The organism is Novosphingopyxis baekryungensis DSM 16222 (assembly GCF_000420305.1).
GTDB classification, from domain to species: domain Bacteria; phylum Pseudomonadota; class Alphaproteobacteria; order Sphingomonadales; family Sphingomonadaceae; genus Novosphingopyxis; species Novosphingopyxis baekryungensis.
The window spans coordinates 65,480-82,183 of the sequence record NZ_ATUR01000009.1; the positions used below are offsets into that span (position 1 = coordinate 65,480).

A 16,704-nucleotide genomic window follows, 5' to 3' on the forward strand; every position below is an offset into this window, starting at 1 on the left:
TCAGGCTCCCCTCGCCCGCTGTTTGCTGCTCACTGGTAGCTTTGCCGAACCCATCAGAAGCCAACCGGCATCGATCTGAAAGTCATTGCAGATCTGGGCGAGAAGCCCGCTGGGAGGATCAGTTTGCCCTGTCTCGTAGGAGATGAGGGTCTGGCGGGCGATATCGAGCCTGGCGGCCATCTCAGCCTGCGCAAGGGACACTGCCGTGCGCGCGGCGCGAAGTCGTCGTCCCAGGCTGATTAAGAAAGCTGGTTCACGGCAAGGGATGGAGGCTTTGCTCACCGGCCCATCTCCATGTCGTCGTCAACACTGTGATGGTTGCGGTCTTTCTCGTCGATGACAGCCATGCCGCGCCGTTCTTCGCGCATGATTTCGCTTTCCTGGTCGTCGGGACGCCCCTTGGCGGTTTGATGCCCTCCTCGGTGGTCTTTTGCAGCTATACCGCGCTCTTGACCGCTCCGGATCGTTGACCGGGTCCGTTCAGTGTTCTTCTCGGCATCCCGTTGGTTCGCGCCATAGCCAAGCTTGGCCAACGCATTTGCCTGATCTGCATTGGGGCCCTTCGAGGTTTGCTGAGCGTCACGCTCCAGTGTCCGCTCAGCATTCAAGGCAAGTCCTGCGGTCCTGCCTTCCATTTCCTCGCGCAAACGATCTGCTTCATGTTCTGCCGCTGACTTTTCGACATCACCCAGATCCAGCTGCTCTACCGGCTTGCTCTCAGGTGCCTCCCCTTCCCGCCCGTCGACACCCATTTCCGCGGCTTCTTCATCGCTAGGAACATATTCAGCGGCGCGCATGGTGGTCACGCGCTCGAAACCTTCAGCGCGCTGCGGATAGTCTTGCCATGTCAGCTTGATGCGTGCCGCCGGAAACCCGTCAGGGAATTTGACGTATCCATGCAAGCTGGGAAGATTGGTGATATCGTCCGGCATGACGAGCTCTTCGACCTGCTTGCGCGGCGTGATCGTCGAAGCATCGCGGCTGTTATTATAGCCATAGGAATAGGCTTCATCCATTTGCCGAACCTCGCGGCTGCCGATGAAGTCGGAGCAGCGTTTCGCAGTTTCGATATCTGCGGTCGCAAGGATCAGTTTCGTTCGGGCGAGCGAAGCCAGATTGATCGCCCCGTTCTCTCCGTAGGTTTCTTCCAGTTTGTCGAATGAGTGCATCCCGAGGATGAAGGCGCCGCCAACGGCCCTTGCGGTTTGCAGACCATGTTCAATGGCAGGCAGACGGTGCAGCGCATGAACCTCGTCGAGCAGGAACCATGTGCGCAGATTGCGGGTGCGGCCCATACGAAAGAGCGCGTTGACGGCTAGGTCCATCCAGAGAGTCAGCAAGGGACGGTTGAGAACCAAATCCGGATGTGTGGAGGTGATGAACAGGATCGAGCCGTCCTTGATGTCCTCGGTCATCCATTTGTTGATTGAAAATGGAGGCCGTCCTTCACCGGGTTCGGGAAGAAACCGCAGCACGTTTGCGTGTGTATTGAATGTCGCACGGATCGACTCTGCCATCTTGGCGGCCTGCGGTGCCATGAGCGGACCAGCGAGCGTTCCTTCCAACTGTTTGCTGATCGTCTTGAGATCGGACTGCATCAGGAAATAGGCGAGGCCGCCATTGGAACGCACTTCCATCTTGAGCATCTTCATGCACATTTCCGTGAAGAGCGTCCGCGCTGCTTTCTGCCAGAAATCATCTTCAGCATTATGGCCGCTTGGAACGAGCGCGGTGGCTGCACTCATGAACTCCGCATAGCTTTCGCAATCGTTGAATATCGACCACGCTTCGCAGCGTTTATCCATCGGGTTCAGGACAACGTCCGTGTTCTCATCGTAGAAGCTTTCAACGAAGCTGCCCGTGAGATCGAATATGACGCAGCGGTGGCCCCTCGCCCGCGCTTGCGTGACGATCTTTTTGAGCTCGGTCGTCTTACCTGCGCCGGTCGTACCGATGAACATGGAATGGCTTTGTTCCAGACGCCACGGCACAGGCACGCCGGCAAGCCGGTAAGGTGCATGGAACCCGTCTTTGACGCGGTCCTTCAATCGTGTGTTCAAAATGGCTTTCGGATCGACACTCGGAGTGCGATCGCTGCACTCCTTTGCGTGTTCATCCCAGTTGTGCCGATCAACAGCTTCTCTAAGCATGTCGCGGTCCACAAGCACCGCGCCGCGTTCATGCCTTTCGGTAAGAATGTCAGAGCCGCGCCTGCGTGAAAAGTCGACAAACCAGATTGTCAGCGGCACGCAAATGAATGATGCGCCAAGCACTGATGACACAGTGATCTGAATCATCTTGGCCCAGGCCGCTTCGACCGCCGGATGATACGGGATCATTTGCATCGTACCGGCAACGACATTGCCTGAGGGCAGTGTTAGATTGACTGCCTTCAAGGGGTTGAGGGACATCCATTCCCAAAGCGTCGCCAGACAACGCATGAGGACCAGATGAACCTCATGGTTCTTGAATGTGAAAAACCCGAGACTGGATAGCAAAACAATGAAGGTCGCGAGCCACACATAGAGGGGCAATTTCGCGCCCGCCCAGGTCATCAACACTTCATGATGAAAGAGCTGCGAGCCGCGCGTGAAATTGTTGGCATTGCGCTTCACTTTTCCGCGTGCGGAATCGTGCGTTAGCGTTTGCGCCTTTTTGCTGAAGCGAATGTCTTCAGCCATGATATTCGCGCACGTTGTTCAGCGCCATATTGACGAGCTGCGGGACATCGTCCGGATATTGGCGTTCAACCAGCAGAGACAGCGCAAGCTGGGTATGCTCGAGAATGGTGAGGGCGCGTTCGGCATTGAGTGCAATGCCAAGATTTAGGAGCGGTAGACCGATATCGACCGATATACGGATCGCTTCTGATCGAGAGACGCCGCGAAGCTTCGCGAGCTCGTCGATCTTCTCGATCACCTGGGGGTTAAGCGTGACCCCGACACTTTGTAATCTGTTCACCAAGCAAACCTTTCGGCTCGCGTGGCTCGGATATCGCATGGCCAGTATAGCCAAAAAAATCTCAAGATAAAGGGTTTTGCAGCCTGCAGCCGGCTGCAGCCGTAACATCCTGTAATTACCTGCGAAACGCGAATGTGGCGAAAAGCTGCAGCCGACTGCAGTTCGGTATATGGAGGCCGGCCGCAAGCTAAACATCTGATATAGAGCGGCAATCTTGCTGCAGGAAGCTACGGTGCAGCCGTGTTCGGTGTGCCAGAATTAGGGACTTGGAGGGATATGGACCTGGGAGCTTCTTGGGGAATCGTTTGAGGCATGTGTTTTCCCGAGGGGATCGCCGGCCAAAGGCCGAGATGATCCCTGGAGGAAGCATGGCAGACGGCGTCTTGCCAGCGGTATGAATCCAGTCATTCGCGAAGCCGCGAGACGCGAAGACCGCGTAGCAGTCTTCGACGGATCAGGCGGCTGCGAGAGAAGCCTCCTAGCCAAGCCAGAAGGCGAACAAGCTCAGGCGAAGCGGAACGGACAACAAGAAGCGCAAAAGCAGATTGCATAAAAATAGTCTCGAAATGAGAGACAGAATGGTTCATCATTCTGGCCATCATCGGAGACGAAAGGAAAGCTTGTCATGGTATCGAAAGTCGAACGCGAACGCGCTGCACTAAAAGCTGCCGAAACTGATCTGGCGGAGCGCAAGAAGAAGCTCGCCGCGATGGAAAAGGAAGAGGCAAAAAAGCAACTCGATAAATTGTCAAAGCGCGTCGGCGTTGAACGCACGATAAGACTGCTCGAACTGGCTTTGAAGGTGAAGCCGAAAACGGCAATCGAGGCGCTGGAAAAGATCGAAACGCCAGCGCCTCAAAGCGCTTCTGCAACCTGAATTGTCGAAGCACTTGGGCGCGCCGGAACGCGCCCGTGCTCCTTCAGTATTCGTCGCTCATTTTTCCCTGAGCGGTATAGATGATATCGTCTATCAGATGTGTAGGAAGTTCGCCGTAATCCGCTTCTTCAAAGAGGCTGTAAGAGCCGTCATCCTTTGCAATCACGTGGACATCGAAGAAGCTGTGGAATGAACGCTGCTCGGCTTGCAGGATCTTGTCATCCATGGCCATGGCCTGGGCTGCTTCGGCGGTCGTTACCAGTTGCACCATGGTTGAAATTTCTGTGTCGTGAAACATTTTAGCCTCCTGTGTTGGCGGCTCGTCCGCCATGCCATGAAGAAGCACTTTGGAGCTGCGCGGGTCACCGGAGCGAAGCGGAGGCTTGACCGCTAATTTTTCGAGTGGTGCGGAAGTTGCGCAGCAACTTCACGGTCGGGAAATTAGTGGTTGAACCGTGCATGGCCAAAGTGCTCATGGCGATGGTGGTGGACGTGCCGTTGGCGGGAGGCTTTGAGCGTCACAGCGCCCTCTCGGCATGAGCGATAATGACCGCCGGTTGCCCGAATTCGAAAGCATGAAAAGAGGGTATGCACGGTCGTTGGACTGCGCACACCCTCTGGATTTTCCAGGCAGATCGGAGGCTAATCCTCTGCCCGGAACGGTGATCGAAATCGCTGCCTTGTCGACCTTTCACGCGCTGCAATGATTGCAGGGTAGAGCAGGCCGTGTGGTCATGAAGACCATTCGAGCATCGGCCGCTGGTCGCCGCAATCGGTCAGCGCCAATTTCGAAAAGCTGTCATACACAGGAGTAATGTTTGCCCGCACAAAAGCCTCATGGATCCGATGATCTTGAGGCAGCCCCTGAAGGTCATCCAGCTTCAGTTCGCCGGGTTCATCACTGTCACGGCCAAGGCAATAGAGTGCTTTTGCTGCAAGTTCTGGACCCATTATCATTTCGCGTCCGAGCGCGATATGTTCCGAGACTTTCATTGTGATCGGGGCGCGCATATTGGGATGCTCGATCCGCAATGTTCGTCCAAGGAATTGCGCCTCTTCGACGATCGCGATGATCTCTACGCGATGCCCAAAACATGTTGTAAACTCAGCCATCGATAGCACATTTGCGTTCACTTCGAAGTTGAGCGGCGCCGCTTCTAGCTGGTCGGGATCGACATCGAGGTCGGCCTTGTTGATATGCAGTTTCTGCATCAGGCTGGCGAGTTCTCGGAATGAAATTTCAGCCGGCTTTGAGTGAAGCATTGTGACCGTATCTTTGATCCGGAAGGTGACGAGCATCTTAGCCTCCTATGGTGCTACAACCCTCCCTCCCCCTCCCCTTTATGGGTCCAGACCAATCCTGACCGGGGCGAAGGGGTTCGATGCCCCTGAGCCCCGCAGCATCGCAGAAGAAAAAAGGGAAGCTCCGGCATGAGCCGGAGCCTCCCGAGTGGCACTATGCTGATGCGTATTGCCGGTTCCCGCCACTGGCCGGTCGCTGATCGTCCAGACGGCGGATGTGAAGCGGGACGCCCGCCTGACGGAGCCGCTGTGCAAGGTTGGCCTGAATGCCCGTACCCTCGCCGACGATCGCTTCGACTGGTCCAAGCTTGACCATGCTTTCGTTACGCAAGAACGGAGCCCGCTTGCCGTGACGGCCATCTGGTGCAAACGTGATCGTATTGACCCCGTTCTTTTGCGCCCAGCTGCTCGCCATGGCGTCGAAACCTTTGCGCAACCCGGTCGTTGCCAGAACCATGCTTGGAATGCGGCCCTTGATATCGTCCAGGATATCCCAGATCATCTCGTAGTCGTGCCATCCCGTATGTCCGCCCGACACGACGACCATTGGTCCCTCGGGTTGGAATTGCGCGCGGCGGTCTTTTGCGCGTGCTGCGAGGAAGTCCCGCGACTGGATCTGGCTTGCGGTAACGCCGTTCTTGCTGACCTGCGATCCCCTGCTTGCCTGAAAGACGCGGCCCGTTTCGACGCGGTAGACGTCGGACGCATGGCCGCGCATCGCTTCCAGCGCTTCACGGCATCCCTGCAGCGTCTGGCACTGTATTTGCGTTTCTTCGAGCTCGGTCTGATAAATCTCCGACGGGTCGAAGTGCCGCGAGAGGTCACCCAGCTTCTTGGCAGCGTCGTCTTCGCGATTTTCGACCAGACGTGCGGTCATGTGGAAGGAGTTGACCATCCCCCACGCTAGCTGCTGCGCGAATTCTTCCATCCTCGTATCCTTCAGGACATCGAAGATTGTCCCAATGGCCATCTCGACCGCGCAGCGCGCCATGTCGGGATCGGGCATGTCGGCACTGATCGGTGCATCAACGACGGAGAGCTTCGCCATATCCGTATGTTCGAGGAAGGCCCCATCATAGGATGACGTCGTGTCTTCACGTGCATCCGCTTTCTGAATGCGTGCCTTTGCGAGATCGGCGAAAGTGTTGAAAGTCTGCATTGTAAGCCTCCATTGGTATCGCTCCCACCATGGGAACTGCCCCAAACCCATCGGCCCAGAGGCGTGCAGTCAGGGACGGCAGGACGCGTCAGCGGACGCCGCCGCCATGCGGGCGCGGGGGAACCGATTTTCTAAAGCGACAGCTTGCTGACGCTGTGAAAATTGGGGGGACCGCGATCCTTTACGAAACGCCGGAGGCCGATATGTTTTGGCAGGTGTTCCTGTGTGTGTGAGTGTGAGGTTCCCGCCCCGAAGCAAGAGAGGCGGGAGTGAGCGGAACAGCCCCGCTGATCCGCCCGACCGGCCCGCGAACGGGTTAACAGCGGGAACACCGCCTGACTCTGCCAACTGACTCCGCCAACACAAGAACGGGCTCCCGCAGGAGCCGTGGCCAGACAGGGCGAGCGCGTCACAGGCCGAGACGCCGGCATGTGTCGGCGGCCGTGCTTGTGGCCGGTAGGCCGCGAACGGCGGGACCGAGAGCCTGCGGGGCCAATCACTTATGCGCAAGGCCCGGCCACCGGCCGAGACGATGCCCCTGCCCCGCTCATTCTGCTGCAGCGCGAAAGCGCGACCCGCAGCTATCCGCCAGGCGAAGCGAACGATCGTCACCCGAATGGGCCGAGACGCCATAGGTGGCTCGGTGGAGCTTGCTGACGAAGCGGGCCCGGCAAAGCCAGGGCCGCGAGGAGGCTAGCGCAATAGAGCGCGGTCCTGATCGAAGATCTGGAGGCGGCACCACGATTTCAGAGCAACTATGCCTCTCAAGCAACCAAATATTTTGCGTGTTGCGCGGCGGTACTCAGAAGCTATTGCAGCGAGCATGGACCGGTCGTTAATCGTCGATGTGAAACACAAGACATGGCCCGGCCCGGGCCAGATCCCTGCGTTCCCATCTGCCTTTCACGCGGGACGTGCCACCCACCAGATCAATATGCCGTCTGTCTTGCTGATGATCGGCTATTTGACCACACCGACATCATCGACGGGTGTTTCGCTGAGCGAATTCTGGGCATGGGTGCGCTATTTGGCTGCGGTCGCAGGAGATCCGGACCTCCGCCTGACGAGGAGCTTTGCGGATCTTGATGCGCACCAGAAAACCATTTTGAGCGATGATTTCGGTATGGGTGTGCCAATGGTCTGGCTCAGCCAGCGTCTGCCGCTCAGCCGGATCGTCGATGGCCGCTATTTTATGAACCGGATTGCAGCCTCGGTGGGCGCCTCGCAGCGCCGTACAGCGAAGCGCGGTCCCAACAAATCGCCAGATTTTGTAGCGCAGGACACATCAGGGGTCTGGCATATCGTGGAGTGCAAGGGCACGCAGTCTGGAACGCAATATAGCAAAGACCAGCTGGGTCTGGCGGGACCGCCGCCGACCGGCGGGATTGCCCAGAAACGCTCGATCGAATTCCCGCCAGGTCACACCGGTCAGCGTCTGGTCAGCGGACTTTCAATTGGCGTGGAGGATGGAGATCGCAGCCGCCTGACCATCATCGATCCTGAGCCTGACGACCCGTTTCGTCTGGACGAAGCGCAGATCTACCTGGCGGAAGATGCGGCAGCCAGAGGGGTAGTTTCCAAAGCGCTACGGCTGTCCGGGTTCGAAACGACGGCAGAAGCAACCGCCGCGCCGCTTGGCATGTACCCATGGACCATGCGGTCGCGGATGCGCCGCCAGGAGGAGGCGCGCAGCGATTATGTCGACATGCGCAATGCGCGCGCGCAGGAAGAGCTCGAACGAGCCGAACGGCCCGGCATGTTCTCTGAGAACGGATATCGCGGACGCGAACAGCACATCACCCTGCCCCGGCCCGTGATGCTCGATGATAGCGAAGTCACCCGCGTGGTCCTGCGCCAAGGTATAAACGAGGATATTTTGGCCCAGCTGCGCGAAAATCCCACATCGCCTGATCCGGACTTCGGCAGTTTCGCGGCAAGCGCAGGCACCGAGACCAGGAGCACTGCGAAGGGTGATGCGCGCAGCGCAAGCCTGAGGATCGGCGACCTTTTCCGCTCGGAGATTTTTCTCGACTAGCGCCGCTGGGCGTCAGGATTTCCAAAGAGCGGCACCATTCGCAAAGCCTGTCATCAGACGAGGAGCGCGTGGAGCCAGGTCAAACCTGCGTCGATGACAATGTCGAGCCCGGGCACAATCGATCCCAGGACCAGCCCCCCAAGAACAATGGCCCCTCGTGCTGCGTTCTTGCCCAGTGCCTTGGCGAATTCGTCGGCAGCAAGATCTGCCTTGGGCGCGAGCCATGCCCGCAAGCGCTGCAGGTTCGATGTGGCCGCTACAACGGCCTGGACATCAGGGGTTTCTGCCTCAAACTCAGCCGCAATGGCGACGGCGCTCTTGCGCAGGTCGTCTTCGAACCCGTCCGGGAGCGGATTGCCCGCATCGTCAAGCGCGGGTCCATTATGTCCCATCCCGCCATGGACCGGTTGCCGCGCATCGAGCGCGGCAATGAGCGCTTCGGCGGAGCGTTTGAGCTCGGCGGCCGCCTCGGCGGCAGCAGGCGAACTGAAATCGAGCTTCACCCCGCTCTTTAAGGCCGCCTCGATGTCTGCCAGCGTGGGCTCGCGCAAGCTCTCGTAATAGTCTTCGGCCGCTTGTAACTGATCGGGGTGCTGCGGCGAGGGAGCCCAGTCGGTAATGCCGTCCGCTTCAATCTCTTCGGTGGCAGCAGCAATGATGCCCTCGTCGATGATGCCGGCGAATTTGTCCTCCAGTTCGGACTGCGCATCATAGGGTCCGCCCCAGACATATTGGTAGCCGCCTTCGCGCCCGTTATACGGCGTTTCCTGCGCCGGATCCCAAAATTGCGAGTGGAACCACACGGCGAGGTGCTCCTGCTGCTCTTCGGGCGTGAGGGCAGTCAGCTGCTCTTCAGTCAGTTCAACTGTCTGTTCGGGGCCGGATCCGTCATCCCAGTCATCGTCCTCGCCAAAATCGCTATCGAAGCTGAAATTGCTGACCAGCGTATGGCCGTTCATTGCGCTGTCGGCATCGTTGAACATACCAACCGGATATTCCGAGGCCGTCCATGACAATTCGCCAAGCACAGGGTGCGTGATGTCGCCGCGGTAGTGAACCTCAAGCCCCATATTCCGGTCATCACTGCCGACCTGGTCCCAGTCGATTTCGCGCGCGGCGATAGTATAGACCTGACCATCGTCTTTACTGCGCACCTGCGCCTGCCCGGTAAGTTGTATTGGCATTGTCGTAATCTCGTCTGTCAGTCGATAGCCGGCAAAGCCGAATGAAACCTGCCTGATCTATGGCAACACTTTCGTGTGAAAGGAAGCGGGCGGCGCCGCAGCGCCGCCCGAGGGGCCGGGTCAGATGAACTCCACGTTGTCGGCGATGATCTCGCAGCCGTAGCGGTCGTTGCCTTCGGCATCCTGCCAGCGCGTATAGTGGATCCGCCCGGTGACAGCGAGTTTGTCGCCTTTCGCCTTATGCTCGCGCACGGGAACACCCATGCCGCTGAAGACGGTGACGGTGTGAAACTCAGCGTCGGTCTCGGTATAGCCGGTCTCGGGATTCTTCTGGACCTTGCCATCGCGGATGCGCGGGCGTTCCGTAACCAGAAGCAGCTGAGTGATTTTGGTCTTTGCGGTATCGCGGGCTTCGGGGTCTTTGGCCAGACGGCCGATGAGGGTGACGATATTCATGTTGTATGCCTCCAGATGTTCCGACGGCTTGTCCGCCGGTGCCCTTAACGAGCCCTGCCGGAAGGGATGGGACACCGCGCACCCGTGCGCGGGGAACCCAAAAAACCGAGGTGGTGCGGGCGCGAGCGCAGCGAGCAACACGGCTCGGAATTTTTGGGTTGGCCCTAATCCCGACCAGAAGGGCATGGGCACTGGGCGGCGGACATGCGCGTGGACACGCATGCGACGGCTCACACAGTTATCGGCATCTCGGCTGCGCTAAAGACCGGTCGCACATTGGCAGACCATTTTGTCCCTCATGCTGCGGGGCAGCCCGGCGTCATCATTGGCAGGCAAGCCGCGTGGCTGTGCTTTATGTACCGGGAAAGGCCTGGCTCTCAGCGGTCAGCCGCTGGGAGGCTCGGTCAGCTGTTGAGGGCCCTGTAGGCGACACCAATCCGACCGGGTGCGGTGCTGCGCCGGGCAAGAACAGCACGGACCAGGCGGACTGCGCGCGCTTCATCTGGCACCGATAGACATCTGCGCCGCTCGCGGCACCCTGCTCTGCCCCAGCAAAGTTCGACGATATGATGTCCGAAAAGATCCACGCTGCGCTCGATCCGGTACCGGCGATCGCAATTGCGGTCGGGATCAATTGCTGCAAGCAGGATCGTAGGACATTCAGCGAGATCGGTAAGCGACATGCCACAGAGTATGGCATCCGCTGCTCTTCACGCTAAACGCATTTTCTGAATCACCCACGTGTCAGTGATTCAGTCAGGCGATCAAACGACTTTTAGAGCCTTGTTTGGAAAGTCAACTTCTGGGGCCGGTTGCGGACTGTCTGTTCTTGGGCGGGTCCGCTGCGGAAGCGGTGGCGGCGCGGATCTAATATTAGCTCTCAAATATTTGATGTCTCCTTTTTGGCAGCCCTAAAACGTTTCGCGAGCCTGTAGAATTCTATCCGGCCCGAGAACCGGCATAATGAGGGCAACGATAGCCGAAAAAATCCCTTAGATACAGTATATACAAGCGGCATAAAAACCGGCATAAAAACCGGCATGGATGTTTCGGCGATGGAGCCTATGCTGCCCGAGGAGGCGGTCCGAGATCTGGAGGACGGTGCTGTCGCTCTGGTGGGCGAGGCGAACCGGCTCGCCGGGAGAGTACATCCGATCCTACAGGCTTCCGTTGGCGACCTCGTCCGCTCAATGAATTGCTACTACTCCAATCTAATCGAAGGTCACAACACTCACCCCCGCGATATCGAACGGGCCTTGGCCGACAACTTCTCTGACGAGCCCAAAAAACGCGACCTCCAGCAAGAGGCTGTCGCGCATATCCATGTGCAGCGATTGATCGATGAAGGTCGAGATCCTGATATTTGGCCCGCTACGTCAGCTTATGCCAGATGGCTCCACAAAGAGTTTTGCGAGCGTCTTCCGGAGGACATGCTCTACGTGGATCATCCCGATACAGGCGAGAAAGTAGCAGTCGTCCCAGGTGAACTAAGGCGGCGCGACGTCGTGGTCGGACGTCATATAGCCCCTCCTTTTCAGGAAGTGCCCAAATTCTTGGCGCGGTTTGACAAGGCATATGCCTCTCCGCCGCTCTCAAAGCTTCGGCAGATCCAGTCCGTTGGGGCAGTTCACCATCGCCTGCTCTGGATACACCCGTTCATCGATGGCAACGGTCGAGTGGCAAGGCTCATGAGCCACGCATTGCTCAAGCGGCTCGGGATTGGCACGAGTTTGTGGTCGGTCGCGCGCGGTCTGGCCCGCGAGCAGCAGCGTTATAAAGCACTGCTGATGAACGCAGATGCACCGCGACAAGGCGACCGCGATGGCCGAGGTAATTTGACCCAGACTGGCCTGGTTGTATTCAGTCAGTTCTTTCTTGATCGGGCCCTCGATCAGGTCCGATTCATGGCTGAGTTGCTAGAGCCAGAAGAGCTCCTTAGGCGCATGGAAATCCATCTTGAGGAAGAGATCCGAGCGAAGCGGCTGCCAAAAGGTAGCTTCATGGTACTCCGAGAGGCAGCGCTTGCTGGTGAGGTCGAGCGCAGCAAGGTGCCAATGTTGACGGGGTACGAGGAACGTGCGGCGAGAAAGGTGACATCCGAGCTCGTCAAGAGTGGCATGCTGAAAGCTGCGTCCACGCGAGCTCCTCTGCGCCTGGCTTTTCCGGCCTCGATAGCGGAACGATGGTTCCCGCGCCTCTATCCTCCCGTAGCAGGAGGAGACGAATGACAACCCGCGGACCAGTTCCACTGGTGCGGTATTTCTCACCACTTGCGCATGATGAGAACGCACGAGACGAGGATGAGGTGCTTTCTCTTCTGGATGAGCGGCGCCGGAAGAGTTGGCCTAACATTGATGAGGGGTACCGGACCGTCATCCTTGCCGAAGCGGGCGCGGGGAAAACCTACGAGATGGACGCCCGGGCACGCTACGCGGCCGCAAACGGACGTTTCGCATTCTTCATCCGAATAGAGGATATCAACCAGGACTTCGAAAATTCATTCGAAGTTGGAAGCGCTAACGAGTTTAAGCGGTGGCTGGAATCTGAGCAACCAGCATGGTTTTACCTAGACTCGATCGATGAAGCTCGTTTGGAAAACCCGCGAGCTTTCGAAAAAGCGATCAGACGTTTTGCTGGCCGGATTCAGGACGCCAAAGCGCGGACTCATATCTGCATATCAAGTCGGCCCTATGCTTGGCGGTCCGTTTCAGATCGAGCGCTCATCATGCAGTATCTTCTTCACACCAGAGAAAAAGCAGAACAGAAGGGCGAGGAAACACAACGCGTTGACGAACCGGAATTAGACGCTGGACCCAGTGTTTTTGTCCTACGCCCGCTAGACCGCGATGATATACGCATGTTTGCGGCGCATCGCGCCGTCCCAGATGTTGACCGTCTGATTGAGCAGCTAGACCGGCGCGATCTAAAGGATCTCGCCGGCAGGCCGTTCGACCTTGAAGGAATTCTCGTTGGCTGGAGCGAGGACCAGGAACTGGGTAGTCGCCGGGACCTCCTGCGTCGGAGTATCGACATCAGGCTCGGCGAGTTTGATGCCGACCGCGAGCGTCGCCAACCACTTTCAGCTGAGAAGGCGCGCGAGGGTGCACAGCGGCTTGCGGCGGCGGTGGTCCTTACAGGAGAAATTGGCATTCTAGTGCCCGGGGGCGATCCTCATCGGCAAGGCATTGATGCCTTTCAGTTGCTTGATGGCTGGGGAAGCATCGAGGAGATAAATACACTCCTTGAGCGGGCAATTTTCAATGACGTTCTGTATGGATCTGTGCGATTCCGTCACCGTGAAGTTCGGGAATTGTTGGCTGCAGAATGGTTCGCCCGCCAGCTCAAGGATGGAGATTCGCGAAGTTCAGTCGAAGACCTCATTGTCCGCCGTCAATACGGGCAGGAGATAATCGCACCTCGTCTCCGGCCTATACTCCCGTGGCTCATTTTGGAGGATGCGGGGATCAGGTCGCGCGTGCTTGCTATCAAACCGGAGATTGCCGTTGAGGGAGGCGATCCTGCCGTTCTGCCACTATCCGAACGAAGACAAATTCTCGCAGATATCGTGCACCGCATCGTCACTGATGACGATGATCGCGGTGCGCGTGACAACAGCGCTATCGCTCGCATCGCGCAGCCTGACCTCGAAGACGATGTACTCGAATTGATAAAGCGGTTTGGCGCCGATGATGATGCGATATTCTTCCTAGGTCGCTTGGTTTGGCAGGGAGAAATGTCGCGCTGTGTGGCTCCCCTGCTAAAAATCGCAGCCGACCCGTCGAGGGGAAAGTATGCGAGAATTGCGAGCACACGAGCTGTCATGATCTGCGGATCTGAAGAGCAAAAGATCTCGCTTTGGAGGGCACTCAATGGAGACGCTTGAGCGAGAAAAGATGACTTTGCCGCGCGAACTTTTGGCGGAGGTTTTGCAGTCGGCGCCGGCCGACAATCAGAGTGTGAAACTGTTGCTAGCGTCTATCGATCGATTGCCACCCTACGAGCGGTTCAAGGCTACGGGGCTGACGGCTGCATTGCATAATTTCATCGACCGGATTCCAACACCTCGAAAAGCGGATGCCGAAGATCCGCTGGCCGATCTCATCTCTGGGTTCAACGATGTCCTGGATCGAGAGCCGCATATCGAGCGGCGCGACTGCAAAGTGTCAGAAGAATTCAAGTGGCTTTTAGCGCCCGCGATGCACGCCGTCGAGCGACTGGTTGCGGCCAAGTCCGACATTGCCCTGTCGGAGAGCGCCATTGCTATTCTCTACAAAGTACCGCTGGCGCGGTTTTGGCGAGATAGTGACATCGATGAATACAAGAACCGACTGCAGGAGCTGGTACCGCAATGGTCGGAGTTGAACGACCGTCTTTACTGGTATGCGATCGATCAAGCCCGGACCGCCCGAGCGGACAAAGAGCAGCCTCCAATGCGGGACGATCGGTTTGTCCGTCACATGGGCCACTACTTTTCGTTCGGTGAAGATAGTCTTGAGCGAGTATTGAACTGGGTGTCACATCGGACGGTGGTGGAAGATCGTCTGATTGCCCTCTCCGCGGCCTTTGGGACCTACATCTCCAGCAATCGCAACGAAAGCATCTTGGACGCAATTCGCCAAGCGGTAACAGGATCGGATGAACTTGAGCAGCAGTTGGCGGAGATGCTCAACCCGCCGGTATCAGAGAGCGAAAAGGGCTTTCGCGAGCGGCAAGCTCTCCGGGAGGAAGAGTATAAGCGGCGGGAACGCGAAGAGGCGCAGTCCAGAAGTGAATGGATCGCGCGGCTGAAGGCAAATCCAGATCGAGTTCGCAATCCACCTGGGCTAGAGCCAGGCGAATGCAGCAATGATCAGCTCTGGCTCCTGAGGGAGATCGAAGGTGATGGTATGCGGACTAGCCGAGGAGAAGCAGCTGACTGGCGAATTCTTGAAAAAGAATTTGGCAGTGCAGTAGCCTCAGCGTTCCGCGATGCTGCAATGGGCCATTGGCGAGCCTTCCGACCGGAACTTCGCTCCGAGGGCGGAGATACGGCCTCAATCCCCTACTCGTTGATTTTCGCGATGACGGGACTCGAAATCGAAGCTGCAGAGAGGGAAGACTTCCCCTCAACTTCAAGCGAAGCAGAAATTGAGAACGCCCTTCGCTATATCACGTGGGAGCTCAACGGGTTTCCGACCTGGCTTGAGCGTACGTATCAATCAGCTCCAGCATTAACGATCGCCGCGATCGGGAAGGAACTATTTTGGGAGCTCCGCGCGGCGAAATCTGATGCCCCCATTCACTATATTCTGCACGATTTGGTGTTTTACTCTCCATGGCTTCATGCGGTCCTCACGCCGCTTCTGCTTGAGTGGCTGGAAGACAACACTCTCAGCAACGCGGATGCATTGCGATATGTGGTTCATATTTTGAAAGGTGGGGGGGCTGACGCAACTGTCTTGGCCAATTTGGCTAAGAGCCAAGCATATGACGCTGCACAGATCGCTGATGCCGCTCCTTGGTTTGCGCTCTGGGTAGATGCTGTGCCGGACACGGGCATTCCCGCTCTGGAAGCTTGGCTTTCCGAGCTCGAGGATGACGATGCGAAACCTAGTGCAGAGATGTTTGCGGCTGCATTGCTAGGCCGCCGAGGAGGAGAAGATACTGGGCCTCGTATTGGCAATTTCAGAACTGTCGAGCATCTGCGGGCGCTCTTCTATTTGATGCATCGCTACATTCGTGTCGAGGATGATATCAACCGCGCCGACCAAGGCGTCTATTCGCCCGTACTCAGGGATGAAGCGCAAGAGGCCCGTGATCGTCTCTTCCAACTCCTGTCAGAGTTTCCCGGCAAAGAGGCGTACGAGACCATGCTCAAGCTCTCCAAGGAACACCCGGACGAGCGTGCGCGCCCATGGATGGAGGTGGTTGCTCGTCGAAGGGCTGAGGCAGATGGTGATCTCGAACCATGGTCGGTCGATCAGATTAAAGAATTCTCAGCCAAGCAATCGCGAACGCCTGAGACAAATCGCCAGCTTTTCGATCTCTCGGTTGCAAGGCTTTCGGATCTAAAGAATTGGCTGGAGCGCGGCCATGACAGCCCTGCTCAGACATGGGCTCGCGTAGAGAGCGAGAACGAGATGCGAAATCTCATCGCTGGCTGGCTCAACCAGAATTGGGGTGCAAAGTATACCACCGCTCAAGAACCCGAGATAGCAAATAGTCAGCGGATAGACATCTGGCTGCAAAGCCCGGAAGTGCGTTCGCCGGTACCAATCGAGTTGAAGCTCTTGGACAAGGGCTGGTCGGGTCAAAAGCTATGCGAACGTCTGCGTAATCAACTCGCTGGCGACTACCTGCGCGAGGAGGACGGGGGGCATGGTATCATGCTACTCGTTCACCAAGGAACTAACACAGGTCGGCGTTGGAAGATTGCTGGAAAGCTCGTGACCTTAGACGGCCTCGCTCAAGCGCTTCAAAGCTATTGGCAGTTCATCTCGGAGGACTACCCGAACGTCGCTGCGATTGAAATCGTTGTGATTGACCTATCCGAACGAGCAAGCGTTTCCGAGGTTTGAGATCATGTCATTCTACAAAGTGGTATCCGAACTCACGGATCAAGCGCCAGAAATAATCTTGCGGACGCTCCTGGAACCGAAGCTTAGAGAGGCTGGCGTCAAGGCTTGCCAAGCCAGCGGCCGACATTGTGGCGCAAAGCAAATGGGCTGCTTCTGGGCCGCAAGTGGACTGT

The 16,704-nt window shown here is 57.5% G+C and carries 14 protein-coding genes; 5 read left to right on the top strand and 9 right to left on the bottom strand.

Going from position 1 to position 16,704, the window contains the following annotated elements; translation table 11 throughout:
• From G410_RS18415 to G410_RS18155, 3 genes are read right to left on the bottom strand one after another with little or no spacing between them, the layout of a single operon-like run.
• Positions 1-282: a helix-turn-helix domain-containing protein gene (locus tag G410_RS18415; protein WP_022674345.1), complete on the bottom strand. Its 282-nt coding sequence runs from the start codon at positions 280-282 to the stop codon at positions 1-3.
• On the bottom strand, positions 279-2,681 hold the full coding sequence (locus G410_RS0114275) for a type IV secretion system DNA-binding domain-containing protein (protein ID WP_022674346.1): 2,403 nt from the start codon (positions 2,679-2,681) through the stop codon (positions 279-281). Before G410_RS0114275 ends, G410_RS18415 begins: the two co-directional genes overlap by 4 nt.
• A complete protein-coding gene (locus tag G410_RS18155; RefSeq protein ID WP_162604103.1) occupies positions 2,674-2,961 on the bottom strand; it encodes a ribbon-helix-helix domain-containing protein in 288 nt (95 codons plus the stop codon). The genes G410_RS0114275 and G410_RS18155 overlap by 8 nt, the downstream gene beginning before the upstream one ends.
• A 625-nt stretch (positions 2,962-3,586) precedes the next feature.
• Here G410_RS18155 and G410_RS0114285 point away from each other — a divergent pair.
• Positions 3,587-3,838 (top strand): hypothetical protein, encoded by a 252-nt coding sequence (locus G410_RS0114285; RefSeq protein WP_022674348.1) that lies wholly within the window; start codon positions 3,587-3,589, stop codon positions 3,836-3,838.
• A gap of 43 nt (positions 3,839-3,881) precedes the next feature.
• On the opposite strand, the gene G410_RS0114290 is transcribed toward G410_RS0114285, so the two are convergent.
• The 3 genes from G410_RS0114290 to G410_RS0114305 form a co-directional block, all read right to left on the bottom strand.
• Positions 3,882-4,136 carry a hypothetical protein gene (locus G410_RS0114290; RefSeq protein ID WP_156851976.1) on the bottom strand — a complete coding sequence of 85 codons (255 nt, stop codon included), beginning with the start codon at positions 4,134-4,136 and terminating at the stop codon, positions 3,882-3,884.
• 434 nt (positions 4,137-4,570) lie between these two features.
• Complete coding sequence (locus tag G410_RS0114300) at positions 4,571-5,137, bottom strand: hypothetical protein (RefSeq protein ID WP_022674350.1); 567 nt, start codon at positions 5,135-5,137, stop codon at positions 4,571-4,573.
• A gap of 157 nt (positions 5,138-5,294) precedes the next feature.
• Positions 5,295-6,299, bottom strand: coding sequence for a DUF2493 domain-containing protein (locus G410_RS0114305; protein WP_022674351.1), 1,005 nt, complete (start codon positions 6,297-6,299; stop codon positions 5,295-5,297).
• Between the two features lie 934 nt (positions 6,300-7,233).
• Between G410_RS0114305 and G410_RS0114310 the strand changes: the two genes are divergently transcribed.
• Complete coding sequence (locus G410_RS0114310) at positions 7,234-8,334, top strand: hypothetical protein (protein WP_033317723.1); 1,101 nt, start codon at positions 7,234-7,236, stop codon at positions 8,332-8,334.
• A gap of 53 nt (positions 8,335-8,387) precedes the next feature.
• Here G410_RS0114310 and G410_RS17515 read toward each other — a convergent pair whose 3' ends face one another.
• The 3 genes from G410_RS17515 to G410_RS17830 form a co-directional block, all read right to left on the bottom strand.
• Positions 8,388-9,488 (bottom strand): hypothetical protein, encoded by a 1,101-nt coding sequence (locus tag G410_RS17515; protein ID WP_156851977.1) that lies wholly within the window; start codon positions 9,486-9,488, stop codon positions 8,388-8,390.
• A 150-nt stretch (positions 9,489-9,638) separates the two neighbouring features.
• Positions 9,639-9,974, bottom strand: a complete 336-nt coding sequence (locus tag G410_RS0114320; protein ID WP_022674354.1) for a single-stranded DNA-binding protein — start codon at positions 9,972-9,974, stop codon at positions 9,639-9,641.
• Positions 9,975-10,378: 404 nt separating this feature from the next.
• Complete coding sequence (locus G410_RS17830; RefSeq protein ID WP_211215031.1) at positions 10,379-10,657, bottom strand: WGR domain-containing protein; 279 nt, start codon at positions 10,655-10,657, stop codon at positions 10,379-10,381.
• Positions 10,658-11,029: 372 nt separating this feature from the next.
• On the opposite strand from G410_RS17830, the gene G410_RS0114330 reads away from it, so the two are divergent.
• Genes G410_RS0114330 through G410_RS17525 form a run of 3 tightly spaced genes read left to right on the top strand, consistent with a single transcriptional unit; the run spans position 11,030 to position 16,531 of the window.
• A complete protein-coding gene (locus G410_RS0114330; protein WP_028971520.1) occupies positions 11,030-12,202 on the top strand; it encodes a Fic family protein in 1,173 nt (390 codons plus the stop codon).
• A 23-nt stretch (positions 12,203-12,225) separates the two neighbouring features.
• Positions 12,226-13,857 (top strand): NACHT domain-containing protein, encoded by a 1,632-nt coding sequence (locus G410_RS17520; RefSeq protein WP_211215032.1) that lies wholly within the window; start codon positions 12,226-12,228, stop codon positions 13,855-13,857.
• Positions 13,844-16,531 carry a hypothetical protein gene (locus G410_RS17525; RefSeq protein WP_051137318.1) on the top strand — a complete coding sequence of 896 codons (2,688 nt, stop codon included), beginning with the start codon at positions 13,844-13,846 and terminating at the stop codon, positions 16,529-16,531. The genes G410_RS17520 and G410_RS17525 overlap by 14 nt, the downstream gene beginning before the upstream one ends.
• Positions 16,532-16,704 lie beyond the last annotated feature (173 nt).